The following is a 15323-nucleotide window of genomic DNA, read 5'->3' on the forward strand; positions in this document are numbered from 1 at the left end:
AGGCTGGGTTGAAGAACGAAACCCAGCACACTAATAGACTTATCCGCTAATTAACCTAGAACCCTGATAAATCAAGGGTCAAAACCTAATTTTCGGATATGTCTGATATGCCAGTTGTCAGAAATTGAGTAGGCTTCTTTTGAAGAATGAAACCGATTACGCTTGTTGGGTTTCTCGCCAACCCCCAACCCCCAATCCCCAATGACTCCTGACTACCGATATTTGCTTTTTTACAAGCCTTATGGTGTCTTGACACAGTTCACGGACAATAGCATCGGAGAAGCTAAGCGTAGTACGCTAAAGGATTATATCCCGGTGCCGGATGTTTACCCGGTGGGTCGTCTTGACCACGATAGTGAAGGATTGCTGCTGTTGACTAATGATGGACAGTTGCAGCATCGTTTGAGTAATCCTCGATTTGGGCATCCTCGGACGTACTGGGTGCAGGTGGAAAGGATTCCGGATGAAGATGCTCTGGAGCGTTTGCGTCAAGGTGTGGTAATTCAAGATTACCGGACGCGACGGGCAAACGTGAAGTTGTTGCCAGCAGAACCATCGCTACCACCGAGAGATCCCCCGATTCGATTTCGGAAAAATGTGCCGACAGCTTGGTTAGAGATGACTTTGTTTGAGGGAAAGAATCGCCAGGTGCGGCGGATGACGGCGGCGGTGGGGTTTCCGACCTTGCGACTGGTAAGGGTAGCGATCGCTCATCTGAGTATTATTGGTCTAGACCCCGGACAGTGGCGGGATTTAAGCTTAGGTGAGCTAGAACTATTAAAGAAGCTATGTCAGACTAATGGTAGTCGCATTAAGTAGTTGTTAGTTGTCAGCGATCGGTGAACAACTGTCAAGCAGACCTCTAGGTAGTAGCTAGACTGCAAAGCCGTTGCTAGATTCTATCTAGCGCGATCACACAAAAGCAAAACTTATAGTCTAGGCATATCTCATCGGGTGCTATGCTTGCCTATTGCGTCAAAGTCGAATGGCATGCCCTACAATAAAGGACTCTTCGAGAAGCCACTGGGCATCTACGAGGCTGATAACTGACAACCCGTTTCAAGGTGTTGAAAGTTTAGCCTACTTTAGCTTTAAGCCGGAAATTTATTTTTTCCTCTCAACCAGCCAATGCCATTCCATCAAAGTCTATTGACGCATACTAGAAACTTCTGCCTAATGAGGTTGGAAGCTTCGAGTGCGACATGGCAAACTAGAAAAGCAGTTAGTTTGTCTTTATTTCGATTCAGCACACCACAAGGGAATTGAGGAAGTTCCGCCATGCTTGTTTGTCCCCAGTGTCAATTTGAAAACCCCAATACCAACAAGTTTTGTCAAAAATGTGGAACTTCCCTAACCCACAAAGTTTGTCCTCAATGCACTACTCATGTGCCTTTTAATCTAGAAAATTGCCCAAATTGTGGTGAAAAGACGGGAACTGTCAGATGGGCAATTCTTTCTATCGAGCCAAAATTGTCAGTTGTCCCACAAGCAACTTCAGAAGCGTCAGAAGATTCTACCGACAAGGTTGTAGAAATTGTTTCTACAACTGAAACAATACAGCCGTCGTCTGATGTCGCAGTCGTCCAGACAATACCACTAGAAATTCTTGTAGAACAGCAAGACATTACCACAGTCCCGTTACTGGATAACCCCAAGGTAGAGGTATCACCTGCATCTGTAGAGACCGCAGAAGACACTCTCGATTTGACCTCAACTGCATCTCCAGTATCACCAACGGTTTCTGTTTCATCAGGTGATGACCAAACACAACCGTTGGGAGCAAATGAAGCAATTGACCTAAGTCCGGCTGAGGAAACTTCTGATGAGCAACAGAGCGTTGATAGCAGTATTCCAGAAACAGACAAAGAAACAAAGCCACCAGAACAAACATACTTAGACCAGCAAAAGCGTTATCAATTGCTGGATAGTCCGCCTCAAAATTCTGGAGTCACTGAGGTGATGGTGAGAGTTTTGGATACTCAACCGTTTCAACAGTCTTTGCTGGAAGCTGTCGTTGATAGTGCAACGTCAGAATCAATGACAGCTTCAGAAGACACTCTCTCCGCCAAAAGCATTCCGGGCATAGTTAGAGCATATTTGGATTTACACAATAAGTTTTACCCAACTGTGCCAGCAATTCACGATGCGTGGCAAGAAAATGAAACTTCGGTGGTGCTACTAGAAGATCGCTCCGAATTGCCTCTGCTCATTGAGCTGTGGAAAAATGCCCAAATGCCAATGTTGCAGATTTTGTACTGGCTAGATGAGATGGCAAAATTGTGGGCATCACTCGAACCCTGGCAAATGCGTCGGAGTTTGCTGGAATTGTCGAATCTGCGGGTGGATGAAGACCAAACGCTGTGTCTGCAAAGGTTGTATGCAGAATCAGAAGATACGCCAATAACGTTACACGATCTGGGGCAAATGTGGCAGGGGTTATTCTACCAGTCCCAACGAACGCAATTTAATTCTTTGGATCAATTGTTTCGGGATTTGCGCGCGAGTAAGATTTCCACGGCTTCAGAAGTGCGATCGCGTCTAGAAGAGATCGCTAGTGAAATCGAATCCAACCAACAACAAAAAATCAGTCGTCAGGATTTGCCCACATCAGCAGACAGCAGCGAGGGCGATGATATGCCCACCATCATCCTACCCATGCAGTTGCTCAGTCTCGATGATGCTGGTTACACCGATATTGGGCGACAACGCGAACACAATGAGGACAACTTCGGCATCCAGACACAAGTCAAGAAGCAGGAAACCCCATTAGGCCGCACTGTGCAGGCGCGTGGTTTATACATTCTCTGCGATGGCATGGGGGGTCACGCTGGCGGGGAAGTAGCATCATTGATGGCTGTGGACACGCTGAAGCGATATTTCAAAGCTAATTGGCAAGACCATCTGCCATCGGAAGACAGCATCCGCGAAGCGATACATTTAGCCAACAAAGCAATTTACGATACTAACCAACAAAACGCCCGCTCTGGCAGCGGCCGCATGGGTACTACTCTGGTGTTGGTGTTGGTGGAGGATACTAAGGTAGCGATCGCTCACGTCGGCGATAGTCGTCTCTATCGCCTTAGCCGCAAACTCGGTTTAGAGCAAGTCACCGTGGATCACGAAGTCGGTCAACGGGAAATCCAGCGAGGAGTAGAACCCACACTCGCCTACTCTCGCCCGGATGCCTACCAGCTTACCCAAGCCTTGGGGCCGCGAGATGAACAGTTTGTTCGTCCTGATGTTCAGTTTATCGAACTTAATGAAGATACTTTGCTAATTCTATGTTCCGACGGTCTATCAGATAATGACCTGCTTGAAACTCATTGGCAAACTCACCTGTTGCCTCTCCTCAGTTCCAGAGCTAACCTGGATCAGGGGCTGATGCAATTGATTGATCTGGCCAATCAGCACAACGGTCACGATAACATTACAGCAGTGATAATCCGGGCGAAAGTGCGACCTGACCTGGAGCAACAGCAGCTTTTCTAAAAGTTGGGGGTTTTGGTTTTTGAGTTTTGAATTAAAGACTTAAAGCACAAAACTCAAAACTCCGGAGCAACGGAAATCTACCGCTCCGCAAAACTCAAAATGATTATGGTTACGCTGACCCTTCTAGATTCACAGTCATCCACCCCCCAAGAGCATTGGGAATTCCAGCACGACACCATTAGGATTGGTCGCGCTCCCGATAATGACGTGGTTCTCAATGATGGCATGGTTTCCCGGCATCACCTGGAACTCCGGAGAATTGGCAATTCTGAAGCAAACATTAATGGGACTCCTACATCCGGACAATGGCTGCTGGTTAATCAAGGTACGAATGGCACCTTTGTTAATGGCATTCTGATGTCCCAGGGAATTATATCTGATGATTGCCTCATCCAGTTGGCGCGAGGGGGGCCAGTGCTGAAATTTCAAATCAGCGCTCAGTCTTATGCGATCGCTCCAAGCTCTCTCCCAGCCCCAGTCCCCCTCCCCCTCATTCCCCCCTACAACCAAGGGGGGGACAAAGGAATTCTGCTAGGTGGAGGGCGTAAGCCTCTCCTATCCCCAATCTTCAACCCTTGCACCCACCAGGGAAATCCACCTGGTAATTTGTTCTGCATTCACTGCGGTCAACCTGTGGTTCAGGTGCAGCGATTCATTCATCATTACCAAGTTTTGCGGACGCTGGGACAAGGCGGAATGGGAACCACCTATCAAGCTTTGGACTCTCAACGTCCGCGTGGCGCATCTTTAGTGGTGCTAAAGGAAATGAACGCCGACATGGCTCAAAATTCCAAAGCTAAAGAACTCTTTGAACGCGAAGCCCGCACTCTAAAGACCCTGAATCATCCCGGAATTCCTCAGTATTATGACTTCTTTGTGGAAGAAGGCAAGAAATACCTGGCGATGGAATTAATCCAGGGTGAAGATTTAGAAAAGCGCATATATAAAAAAGGGCCAGTCATACTCAATCAGGCGATTGAGTGGATGATTCAAACCTGCGACATTTTGGGCTATATCCATAGCCAAAACCCACCCCTAATCCACCGCGACATTAAACCCGCTAATTTGATGGTGCGCTACCGCGACAATCAAATAGTCGTCTTAGATTTTGGGGCGGTAAAAGAAATTGGCACGCCTCCAGGGACGCGCATCGGTGCGCCAGATTACAGTGCGCCAGAGCAAGACCGAGGTCAGCCAGTCACCCAATCAGATTTATATGCCATTGGCCCGACACTGATTTTCCTTTTAAGCGGCGAAAGCCCCCAAAAGTATTATCAACGGCGGGGTATGGGATACCGATTTAATGTAGAAGGGGTGCCGACAATTACACCCCAAGTGCGGCAACTGATTGAAAAGGCGACAGAACCCAGACCAAGCGATCGCTATCAGACAGCAAAAGAACTGTCTGAAGCTTTAACCGCCTGCCTTTAGTCCTCGTCGTCCCAGGCTTCCACCTCTAAAAAGGCGCTGACTGGATCTTGCATCGTGAAGTCAAATTCAAGTAGTTCTTTTTTCCAGTGAGGCCACTCATCGCCGTAAAGGAAAGCAATTTTCCAGAGGCTATCAGTGGGCTTGAGGATATTGGATTCTACAAGTGAATGCACCTGACGCTGCATTTTCACCATTGGGTGAATAACTTGCTGTCTCATATAGTAGAAATCAGTTTTGCAAATACTAAAGTGAAAAAGCTTCCCGCTTCTTTTTATTGCGTGGAGTTCGGTGCGCTCGCGGAAGCAATCCTTATCTCTTGTAGCGTAAAATGGTGCATTCTGGCAAGTCTTTTTGGGACTAATGTACGGTAATTACTACCACCCGCCAATCGATTTTGGATTTTGAATTCTTGATTTTGGATTGTTAAATCTCAATTTTGGATTGGGAAATCCTTGCCCCTAGCCTGTTTGAGGAATTTAACCGAGAAAAATCTAACCCTGCTTGAGCGATTTGCAGCTTCCCCACATAATAAATACTACCTGATGCTGCAACCCTAAGCATATACTTGAGGCTTGGAGGATGGCGGTGATTTCTTTCTCCTACGACTGATTGCCTTAAAAAATGCAGATGAGTCAGCGGGCATTACTATTAATTAATCCTAAGTCTCGACGCGGTTACAACGCTCGGCAGCAAGCAATGCAACAATTGCAACACCTAGGCTTTGAATTGCTGGAGCCACACAGTGAAAACCCCAAACAGTATTCGGAATTGATCCGGCAATACCGCCAACAGGTTGATATGGTCATTGTTGGCGGTGGAGATGGCAGTGTCAATGCCTCTGTGGAGGGATTGTTAGATACAGATTTACCTTTAGGAATTCTACCTTTAGGTACAGCCAATAATCTTGCCAGAACCCTCGGCATTCCCCAGTCATTGCCAGAAGCTTGTAAAATTATTGCCAGTGGTCAAGTTCACCAAATTGACTTGGGCTGGGTGAATGGTCAGTATTTTTTTAATATTGCAAGTCTTGGGCTGAGTGCGGAAGTAAATCGCAGAGTTTCTAAAAAATTAAAGCGGCATTGGGGAGTTTTAGCCTATATTGTCACCGCGTTACAGGTAATCTGGACAGTGCGACCGTTTTGGGTAGATGTCCTGTCGGATGGACAATCTATCGAGTTTAAAACTTTGCAGATTACTGTGGCCAATGGTCGGTATTACGGCAGTGGCTTGGTGATTGCTGATGATGCCACCATTGACGACCAACGGCTGGATCTGCATAGCTTGGAAATTCAGCACTGGTGGGAAATGTTGCCGCTAATACCACCTGCATTATTGGGTAAATCTGTCAAGGGTAAGGGAGTGAGAAATATTAGCGGCAAAGACATCGAGTTACATACTCGCAAGCCTTACCCAATCAACACTGATGGCGAACGCACAACCGAAACGCCAGCACGATTCCGAGTTATCCCAAAAGCACTGTCAGTTATTGTGCCGTCATCTTTCCAGAGATATTAATCTGGATCTAGACCAAGCGATCGCAATCGTTCAGCCAGCAGTTGAGCGCGAAGGCGTTCTTGTTCTAGTTCCGCTTGAGCTTGTTGAGCTTGGGCTTGAGCTTGTTGAGCTTGGGCTTGAGCTTGTTGAGCGTTTTGGATTGCTTGTTGAGCTGCTTCCTCTGGTGTCGGTACGCGATCGCCTTCTGGAGTAAAATAACGTAGTTGCCCTTGTTCCACACCCAGATACAAGTCTAGTTCCTCACTCCAACGCCAGCCCATGTCGTTAAGGGCAATTTCCTGATACCGATTCCCCATCAGCCTCCAGCCCTCAAATTCCAGCGTATCTGGGGAAAACCAAAAGTATTCCGGTGTACGAAAGCGGTCTTGATACAAATCTTTCTTTAAAGTCCGGTCTGTCGTAGCGGTAGAAGTTGATAGCAACTCGATAATCAAATTGGGATACTTGCCATCTTCTTCCCAAACAACCCAAGCATTGCGAGGACGCTTTTGGGTTTGCTTGACTAAGAAAAAGTCCGGGCCGCGAAAATCGCGATTTCGCAGTTGTTGGCGACTAAAATATATTGTGAGATTGGCACCGATAAAAAAATCTTCTCTGTCACGCCACAGCCATTCTAGACAGCTAACGAGCAACAGCAGTTGCATATAGTGTAAGGAACTTTCCATTTCTGGCTCATCGCTATATAGCTGGGTAGCATCAGGCATCATCTCTTCTAGTTCCTGGGCAGATAGAACCATTTGCCTATACCTCGCAGTGACTTAATTTTATTGTCGCTGATTCAATTAATCGGAATCCGCCGCGTCAAGATACTCATCACCTCGCCAGGATTTGAAGCAGCTGACAGCAGACTTCACTCGCTAACTTCAGCAAAACCCAAGCGGTACAGCGTGAGAATCTTACATCTGACACCTTTGTTAGAACCAATCACCAACACCTTCGCTAGATGTTTCGCTTGCTTAGGAAAAAAGGCAAAAACGTTAACAAGTAAGTTCACATTTTAATCATACGTTACGTGAACAAATAAATTTACATTTACTAGGTCATGCTCCTATGACACGATTAGAGGCATGGGAAGAGCAGGTCAAGCCCTCAAGCAGACGTTAGAAACCTACAGTATCAGCCAGAACAAGTTAGCGGTGGTTTTAGGCATCGAGAGGACGATTGTAAATCGTTGGTTTCACGAACGAGCCGATCCCACCGCTGAGACGGTTGCAGATATTGTTAAAGCTTTGAAGGGAATTGAGCCAGCCGCCGCTAAAAAGTTTGTAGAACTGTATCTAGGCAAGCTGGTTGAGGATGAGGATGAGTAGTGATCCTGTTCTTTTTAGGACATCGCGCAGGCGAGATGCCTGCGCTACGGGATTGGTCATATCTTTGTAGGAGAGGGGTTTCGCCTGTCATTTCGCCTTGCTCCCAACAGCAAACCGTATTCAATCCCTTCGACAACTGCCTGATAAGAAGCTTCCAGAATATTGCTGGAAACGCCTACAGTAGCCCAGCGCTGATGCCCATTACTTGATTCCACCAGCACGCGAGTTTTCGCCGCAGTACCCGCGCCACTGTCTAAGATTCGCACTTTGTAGTCTGTCAAGTAAAAGGCGGCAATTTCCGGGTAGAAGTTCACCAACGCTTTGCGTAATGCTTCATCCAGCGCCGAAACTGGGCCATTTCCTTCCGCAGCTTCTAGAATGTCTTTGCCATTGACGGCGACTTTCACAGTAGCGAGGGCATTGGCATTCTGCACGATATCGCAGTGAACTTGAAAGCCTTTGAGTTCAAACATTTGCTCTCGCTGTCCCAAAGCTTCGCGCATCAGCAAGTCAAAACTCGCCTCAGCTGCCTCAAACTGAAAGCCTTCATTCTCCAGTTCCTTGAGTCGGCGCAGGATGTCGCGACAGGCGGGATCTCCCTTATCTAGGTCTATGCCAAAGCTACGCGCTTTTGCCAAAATATTACTTAATCCGGCTTGGTCGGAAACAACGATTCGGCGGAGGTTGCCTACTTGTTGTGGCTGAATGTGTTCGTAAGTAAAGGGGTTGCGTTCAACGGCGGAAACGTGAATGCCGCCTTTGTGTGCAAAGGCAGAACGTCCGACAAAGGGGGCGTATTCGTCGGGGGCGAGATTGACGATTTCGCTGATCAGGCGAGAAGCTTCTGTAAGTTGAGCTAGTTGTTCGTCTTGGATACAGCTATATCCCAGTTTTAGCTGCAAGTTGGGAATTACTGAGCAGAGGTTAGCGTTGCCGCAGCGTTCCCCGTAGCCGTTGATGGTGCCTTGAACCATTCTGGCTCCTTCCATGACAGCTGCGATCGCATTTGCTACCGCTGCATCAGAATCGTTGTGAGTGTGAATCCCTATCTGGGGAGTTGGGAATTGGGAATTGGAAATTGGGAATTGGGAAATTGCTGTGACGACATTTTTCACAATTTGGCTAATTTCGTGGGGAAGGGTGCCGCCGTTGGTGTCGCACAGTATCACCCATTCTGCACCAGCAGCGATCGCACTCTCTAAGGTCTGCATCGCATAATCTGGATTCTGCTTGTAACCATCAAACCAGTGTTCCGCGTCGTAAAACACTCGCCGTCCCTGACTTCGCAGATACTCAATCGTATCTCGGATCATCTCTATATTTTCTTCTAGGCTGGTCTTCAGCCCCTCTGTAACGTGCAAATCCCAGGATTTGCCGAAAATTGTCACCGAACGAGTACCAGCCGCCAGAATCGCTTGCAGCATCGGATCTTCAGCCGCACTGATGTTGGGGCGGCGAGTCGAACAAAACGCCACTACTTCCGCTTGGGTGAGTGGTTCTTCTTTGAGTTGCCAGAAAAATTGCACATCCTTGGGATTCGCCCCAGGCCAACCGCCCTCAATGAAGGGAATGCCCATTTTGTCCAACTTTCGGGCAATCCGCAATTTATCTTCCAACGACAGCGATAGTCCTTCGCGTTGTGCGCCGTCGCGCAGTGTCGTGTCGTATATCCAAATCTGGTTTGTTTTATCTGAGTTCATGGACAGGTTAGATGGGGAGATAATTTAGAAACTTTTTGTAAATAAATGTAAAAATATACTTAACAAAAGTAACCAGTTAGCAGAGCCATTGAATTAATCATTATGCCAAAGGTGACAGCTCAAGGAAAAACATTTGAGTGCAACAAGGGTGCGAATCTTCGCCAAGTTTTACTCTTAAATGACATCGACCTGTACAACGGCAACGCGAAAATTATAAATTGTATGGGAATTGGCACCTGCGGCACTTGTGCAGTCGAGGTAGAAGGGGAAGTTTCCCAACCGAACTGGAAGGATAAAACCAGGCGATCGCTTCCTCCCCATTCTCCCACTTCAAATCTTCGATTAGCCTGCCAAACTCAGGTTTTAGGCGATATCAAAGTCTCTAAATATGACGGCTTCTGGGGACAAGGTTCGTCCCTCGCCTGGAGTTAATTTCTCGTTCCCAGGCCTAAGCCCAAAGAATGTCAGTAGCAAGGCAAAAGCGTCGTTTGCGGAGCTTGCTTCATCTATATCAGTTTAAAGCCGTGTTAACAAACCTTGAATTAGAATCACAATCTATTTTCCGCATTTCGCCGCTGATTCGGATCACGCTAATGGCGCTATACTTGGCGCTAACGATTCCCTTACCGTTTTTGGCGCAAGTGTCCGATACTCCCATCTCGCCTAGGTTACTTTGGGTGGAAATTGGCTTAGGGTTTATGGCGCTTTATGCTGCCTTAAGCGAACGGGTAATTCTGGATGAGGAAAAAATCCAGGTGACTTATCCTAAATGGGTTCCCCGTTTTTTCCGCAAGGGTTGGTCGTTACCTTGGGCAGATGTGAAGGAATTAAAACTTCGCACTACTGGGCAAGGTGGAATAGTTTACTATTTTGTCAGCAAGTCGGAACAAAAAGCTTATTTGCTGCCGATGCGGGTAGTTGGTTTTGCGCGGTTGGTTAAGTTGGTGGAAGCGAAGACGGGAATTGATACAACCGATGTGCGTCCTTTGGCGCAACCCTGGATGTATCTAATTTTGTTGGGGTTTACGCTGTTGCTGTTGTTGATAGATGGTTGGACAGTGTGGACGGCGACGACTCAAGGAATCTTAGGAGGTGTCTAAGCTAACTACCTAACCCCCTAACCCCCTCTCTCCGCTGCCTAGAGGGGGGACAAGAAGAAAAATAATCTCAAGTTGTTTTATACGCCGTTTTAAGCTAATTTTTTGAACTACGAAGACACTAAGACAAAAAGAGAAGTGTTGCGGCTAGAACTGGTGAGTTTAGCGGCTTCGGTGGGTTCGCAGTATTTGCTTAAGGATATTTCTTTTGAGGTATTCTCAAGCGATCGCATTACTATCATCGGCCCTTCTGGTGCCGGGAAAACTTCGCTGTTGCGCCTATTAAATCGCCTGAGTCAACCAACATCTGGCAAAATTTATCTGGAAAATCAAGAATACGGTCAAATTCCCGTTATTCAGTTGCGACGGCAAGTGATGCTGGTTCCTCAAGAACCAAAACTTTTGGGTATGACTGTCAGAGATGCTTTAGCTTACCCTTTAGTTTTGAAAGGCAGCACCAAGCAGGAAATTAGTCAACAATTGCTACAGGTAAGCGAACAACTGCACATCCCCGAAGATTGGTTAGGCCGCACGGAGGTGCAATTATCGGTAGGACAACGGCAACTGGTAGCGATCGCGCGTGCTTTAGTCATCCAACCGAAAATATTATTACTCGATGAGCCGACATCTGCTCTAGATGCTGGTCGTAGCGATCGCGTTATGCAAGTTTTGACCCAGTGCCTAGAGGGATGTGCGGTGGTGATGGTCAATCACCAGTTAGATTTAGCCCAGATGTTTTGCGATCGCGTTTTATATTTGCAGGATGGTCGTCTGCTTAGCGACAAAACAGCACATCAGGTAAACTGGGCTAATCTACGCGAAACCCTGATTCAGGCAGAAGCTCAGGCAGCTGAAGAATGGAGTTAATAACTGGTAAGCGCCGAACGCTGACCGTTTCCATTTCTGGTGCGAGTATTACCATTTGTCTTTGGTTCCAGCGCATTGAGAATCTCCGGATTAAACCGATAGCCGACGTTGCGGACAGTTTGAATCAAACTGGGTTGTCGCGGGACATTCTCAATTTTTTTCCGTAGGGACAAAACATGAGTATCAATAGTGCGCGGGTTATCGATGGCATCAGGCCAAGCGCGGCGCAGCAGTTCCGAACGGCTTAAGGGCAGTCCCCCAGCCTGAGCCAGTACATAAAGTAAACTGAACTCCTGGGGCGTTAAGTCAATAAACTCCTCTTTGAAACGGACTCGACGCTGTACTAAGTCTATTTTCAGGTCGCCATAATCTAAATACATGGGCGCTGCTGTGACTCGCACGCGACGAACCAAAGCCTCAACCCGTGCCATAAATTCTTGCATCCCAAATGGCTTAGTTAGATAGTCGTCAGCCCCCGCTTTTAAACCATTAACGATATCTGCTTCTGTGTTGCGGGCAGACAGCATCAAGATGAGTGATTGTCCCTGTTCCTGGAGCCATCGGCAAAACTCGATACCATCACCATCCGGTAAGTCGGAATCAAGGATAACGACTGTAGGTTGGCGAGTGAGATATATCTCTCTAGCGTGATGAATTCCAGCGGATTGACACACCCAGTAGCTTGCTTGCTGTAAATGCCAGCCTAGTAGCGATCGCAGGTGCGGGTTTCCCTCAATGATCTGAATACAAATCGATCCCACGGCAGCAGGCTTCCTTCAAGCTGGTGTGTTTCACATTAACAAAGCTAATGTCATGATTCTGTAACTACTGCTACGGAGGCGCGTTGGTGCCACCCCATTTTTGATTTTGGGCTTTGATCCAAACTCAATAGTGGGATCGCCGCCCGCATCTAGCTAGAATAAAGTTAACGAAGCTTAACGTTTAGTAATTATCCCTTGAACGATGCTATGCCAGAACCCTAGAGTTAGTAAGAAATTTTCCCCGCTTACCTAAAGAGTGTCTCCCACTCTGGAAAATAGCTTAAGGAATCCACAAGCATATAGTAGAGAAGCGATCGCTCTCTAAAGCAGGTTGTAGCAGATGAATCCAAAATGGGTAGGTTGGTGGAAACAGAACATTGTAGAAATCGCCCAAGGGATGTATGCCACGGAGGCTCTACTTTTCTACCATAGAAGTAATCAAGGAAGCGATCGCTTTTGGTGTACGCGCTCTAAAAAGCACCTCGCCCCTATCGTTCGCCCCGGAGATATGAGTTTTGATGTTTCTCTGAGGTACAAAATCAAGGAAGTCCCGCAGCGGCGATGCTGGGTGTCTCCCGACGCTTGCCACAAAGGCACTGACACCTTTTTAAAGGCAATTACTCAAGGAACACAATTGAGATTTCCATCATCACAAAATTTGTATATAACAGAAGAGTGTTTTGGGCTATTCGGCTGAAGAAAGACCTGTAGCTCTGGCTATGGAATTTTCAGATAAAGTACGCGATCGCTATAGCCCACCGCCCAAACTGGCTAACAACCCGCAGAACCAAACTTTCCTTGTTCCTGCTTCACCCTTTATACTTCATAATTCACACTTCTTACTTCCGACCATGCTACAGGATACACAAACCATCCGCTACTACCAAAAACTCACCGACGCCCTCGTCGAAATGTGGAACCGGGGTTATCGCTTCGATGATTTGCGGCTGTATTTAGATGGCTATCTCGCCGCCCTGCGTCAAACTAGCGCCCTGGAACCGTTTCATATACACCGCTTAGAAGAAGAAGTCAGCAGATACATTTACGACCCGTCCAACTTTGAAATGACACAGACACAGACACAACCAAAATCGGACTACTATTAGCTATTTTGGATTGCATTGGTAAAAAGAAACATCTTTCAAGTCGTTGCCTGTGGATAATTAATAATTTTGTTACGAACTTGTCCACAGGTAGGCGATTTTAGGTTAATAGAATCCATTTTTTGAAGCCTCAGAAATCTCCTACTTTGAGTAGGATTGCCCTCCTATCAAATTGAATTAATAAAAATACCCTCAGATAAATCTTTATTTTAAAGAACTTTCTGAGGGTATTTTTTTGTTAGTCTCAGACGGTTCACTTAAAAATAATCATAGAACGAAACCTAACGAATGCTGATTCGTGTTGGCTTTCACTCCTCAACCCAACCTACGTAGGTTTTGGATTTTGAGCTTTTAAGTGAACCGTATCGAGGTTCGATAGAGTGGTAAAGAAACCCAAGGAGTATGCTGGGTTTCGTTCCAAGGGTTCAGTCTACAAAATTTTGCAAAACTGATGTACAGTCATGCAAAATATGAGTTTAAGAAGCCAGAGCAACTTCAACCATTTCCTGCAATTCACCCTTCTGGTACAGCTCAATCAAAATATCCGAGCCGCCAACAAACTCGCCATTAATGTAAACTTGGGGAATTGTAGGCCAGCTGGAATACTCCTTAATTCCCTGCCGAATTTCCCAATCATCCAGAATGTCAACCGTCTGGTAGGGAACACCCAGAGTATTTAAAATCTGCACCACATTGTTAGAAAAACCACATTGGGGCATCAGCTTGTTGCCCTTCATAAAGACCACAATTTTGTTTTCTTTGAGCAAGCTATCAATCCGCTCTTTTAGTTCTGGGGTCATAATTTTGCTTGAAATGCCTCTATTGTCTAGTTTACTTCTAGTGCGCTTGCATAGCACCGTCCTCAGCTAGGCTTACACAACCCTAACTGCCTCCCAATCCTGGGGAGTATAAGTTTTCAGGGCTAGAGCGTGAATAGCTTCAGTTGCCATAGCTTGCTGTACAGCGCCATAAACAATCTGGTGCTGTTGCACGAGCCGTTTACCTTCAAACTGAGACGAAACCACAGTCACTTGATAATGGTCGCCACCGCCAGTCAAATCTTGAACCTGTACCTGAGCATCCGGCAACTTTGCCTTGATCATTTCCTCTACTTGAGCTGGGCTAACCATTTCTACTCCCGTTTACACTTCACAATTCAATCTTTAACTCTAATTTAGCGTTGGGGAGCAGAAGAAGATGAGGCGGGGGGATTATTGCTGGCGGGAGTGGTACTAGGTGTATCGATAAAGCCTAGTTCCACTAGCTGCTGATAAGCCTTCTTCCCTAAGTCACGAGTTGGCTGCTGAGAGCGCACAATCTGAATCAACAAAGGTACTGCCAAATCTGGCTGATTTTGCGCTCGATGTACAAGTGCCAACTGATAAGTCGCCTCATCCCGAAGTTGGGCAGCTTGTACTGCCTTTTGACGTTGACTTTCGTAAACTCGGTTATCAATTCCCGAAAAACTAGAACCTAGTTGTTGATAAAAATTAGATAGCTGGTTGAAAACTTGACGAGCGTCTTGGAGTTTCTTGGCAGCGATCGCGTAGTTCTGCGACGAAATCGCACTATTGGCTTCCGATAGCAAACGCTGCCCTCCTGGCATACTCAGGAGGCTACTATCTTGACTCAAGGGACGGATATTGTTCGGATCAGTAAAATCCGGCTGTGACTGACTGGCGTCTTCTGGTAGAGCAGGAACCTGGTTCTGAGCCTGCACGGGTTGTAGCAGGGTCAAAGTCACACTCAAGGGTAAAAAAGCAAGGCAGGTAAAGCCGAGGCGGCAAGCAGTTCCAGAAGATACCATAAAGTAACTTAAGAGTTAGAGGGATGAAAACACGACGATGATAAACTTTGGGTATATTAACATTGCCTGGTTCTACTGCGAAAAGGAACAGCAGCAGTAAAAGCCCCAAAGCCTTGCATGGTCGGACTCACAGAAGGCTCAAAAAGTTCCTGAATTTCTAAGGACGCAAGCCGGGCATATCCATCCCCCCTAGCACCTCTAATCGCTAAATTTTTTTCCAAACAATCAGTAGAACTGACCCAA

17 protein-coding genes are annotated in these 15323 nt (G+C 46.7%); 10 read left to right on the top strand and 7 right to left on the bottom strand.

What is annotated here, in order from left to right; genetic code table 11:
- The first annotated feature begins 201 nt into the window (after nt 1-201).
- The 3 genes from H6F66_RS13260 (at nt 202) to H6F66_RS13270 (ending at nt 4920) form a co-directional block, all read left to right on the top strand.
- Entirely contained in the window at nt 202-819 is a 618-nt protein-coding gene (locus H6F66_RS13260; RefSeq protein WP_190421955.1) for an rRNA large subunit pseudouridine synthase E, read from the top strand.
- A gap of 459 nt (nt 820-1278) precedes the next feature.
- On the top strand, nt 1279-3489 hold the full coding sequence (locus H6F66_RS13265) for a serine/threonine phosphatase (protein WP_190421957.1): 2211 nt from the start codon (nt 1279-1281) through the stop codon (nt 3487-3489).
- Nucleotides 3490-3594: 105 nt separating this feature from the next.
- The gene (locus tag H6F66_RS13270) at nt 3595-4920 is read left to right on the top strand and encodes an FHA domain-containing serine/threonine-protein kinase (protein WP_190422138.1); all 1326 of its coding nucleotides are present in this window, start codon (nt 3595-3597) and stop codon (nt 4918-4920) included.
- On the opposite strand, the gene H6F66_RS13275 is transcribed toward H6F66_RS13270, so the two are convergent.
- Nucleotides 4917-5138, bottom strand: coding sequence for a DUF4327 family protein (locus H6F66_RS13275; RefSeq protein WP_190421959.1), 222 nt, complete (start codon nt 5136-5138; stop codon nt 4917-4919). The two genes, H6F66_RS13270 and H6F66_RS13275, sit on opposite strands and share 4 nt — an antisense overlap.
- 409 nt (nt 5139-5547) lie before the next feature.
- Between H6F66_RS13275 and H6F66_RS13280 the strand changes: the two genes are divergently transcribed.
- Nucleotides 5548-6435, top strand: a complete 888-nt coding sequence (locus H6F66_RS13280; protein WP_190421961.1) for a lipid kinase — start codon at nt 5548-5550, stop codon at nt 6433-6435.
- Here H6F66_RS13280 and H6F66_RS13285 read toward each other — a convergent pair.
- Entirely contained in the window at nt 6432-7172 is a 741-nt protein-coding gene (locus H6F66_RS13285) for a Uma2 family endonuclease (RefSeq protein WP_190421963.1), read from the bottom strand. The two genes, H6F66_RS13280 and H6F66_RS13285, sit on opposite strands and share 4 nt — an antisense overlap.
- Nucleotides 7173-7502: 330 nt before the next feature.
- Here H6F66_RS13285 and H6F66_RS13295 point away from each other — a divergent pair, with 330 nt between their 5' ends.
- Complete coding sequence (locus H6F66_RS13295) at nt 7503-7745, top strand: helix-turn-helix transcriptional regulator (RefSeq protein ID WP_190421965.1); 243 nt, start codon at nt 7503-7505, stop codon at nt 7743-7745.
- Nucleotides 7746-7801: 56 nt separating this feature from the next.
- Here the strand turns inward: H6F66_RS13295 and cimA are convergent, their stop codons facing one another.
- A complete protein-coding gene (cimA, locus tag H6F66_RS13300) occupies nt 7802-9445 on the bottom strand; it encodes a citramalate synthase (RefSeq protein WP_190421966.1) in 1644 nt (547 codons plus the stop codon).
- Nucleotides 9446-9547: 102 nt separating this feature from the next.
- Here cimA and H6F66_RS13305 point away from each other — a divergent pair, with 102 nt between their 5' ends.
- From H6F66_RS13305 to H6F66_RS13315, 3 genes are all read left to right on the top strand, one after another.
- The gene (locus H6F66_RS13305) at nt 9548-9877 is read left to right on the top strand and encodes a 2Fe-2S iron-sulfur cluster-binding protein (protein ID WP_190421967.1); all 330 of its coding nucleotides are present in this window, start codon (nt 9548-9550) and stop codon (nt 9875-9877) included.
- A 161-nt stretch (nt 9878-10038) separates the two neighbouring features.
- Nucleotides 10039-10545 carry a hypothetical protein gene (locus tag H6F66_RS13310; protein WP_199295469.1) on the top strand — a complete coding sequence of 169 codons (507 nt, stop codon included), beginning with the start codon at nt 10039-10041 and terminating at the stop codon, nt 10543-10545.
- Between the two features lie 102 nt (nt 10546-10647).
- A complete protein-coding gene (locus H6F66_RS13315; protein ID WP_190421972.1) occupies nt 10648-11409 on the top strand; it encodes an ATP-binding cassette domain-containing protein in 762 nt (253 codons plus the stop codon).
- On the opposite strand, the gene H6F66_RS13320 is transcribed toward H6F66_RS13315, so the two are convergent.
- Entirely contained in the window at nt 11406-12170 is a 765-nt protein-coding gene (locus tag H6F66_RS13320) for a winged helix-turn-helix domain-containing protein (RefSeq protein ID WP_190421974.1), read from the bottom strand. The genes H6F66_RS13315 and H6F66_RS13320 overlap by 4 nt on opposite strands.
- A 340-nt stretch (nt 12171-12510) precedes the next feature.
- Here H6F66_RS13320 and H6F66_RS13325 point away from each other — a divergent pair, with 340 nt between their 5' ends.
- A complete protein-coding gene (locus tag H6F66_RS13325; RefSeq protein ID WP_190421976.1) occupies nt 12511-12867 on the top strand; it encodes a hypothetical protein in 357 nt (118 codons plus the stop codon).
- 154 nt (nt 12868-13021) lie between these two features.
- A complete protein-coding gene (locus tag H6F66_RS13330) occupies nt 13022-13276 on the top strand; it encodes a DUF6761 family protein (protein ID WP_190422140.1) in 255 nt (84 codons plus the stop codon).
- A gap of 473 nt (nt 13277-13749) precedes the next feature.
- On the opposite strand, the gene grxD is transcribed toward H6F66_RS13330, so the two are convergent.
- The 3 genes from grxD to H6F66_RS13345 form a co-directional block, all read right to left on the bottom strand.
- A complete protein-coding gene (gene grxD / locus H6F66_RS13335; RefSeq protein WP_190421978.1) occupies nt 13750-14073 on the bottom strand; it encodes a Grx4 family monothiol glutaredoxin in 324 nt (107 codons plus the stop codon).
- A gap of 72 nt (nt 14074-14145) precedes the next feature.
- Nucleotides 14146-14403 (bottom strand): BolA family transcriptional regulator, encoded by a 258-nt coding sequence (locus H6F66_RS13340; protein WP_190421980.1) that lies wholly within the window; start codon nt 14401-14403, stop codon nt 14146-14148.
- 44 nt (nt 14404-14447) lie between these two features.
- Nucleotides 14448-15080 (bottom strand): hypothetical protein, encoded by a 633-nt coding sequence (locus H6F66_RS13345; RefSeq protein WP_190421982.1) that lies wholly within the window; start codon nt 15078-15080, stop codon nt 14448-14450.
- Nucleotides 15081-15323 lie beyond the last annotated feature (243 nt).

Source organism: Trichocoleus sp. FACHB-6 (genome assembly GCF_014695815.1).
GTDB classification, from domain to species: domain Bacteria; phylum Cyanobacteriota; class Cyanobacteriia; order Cyanobacteriales; family FACHB-T130; genus Funiculus; species Funiculus sociatus.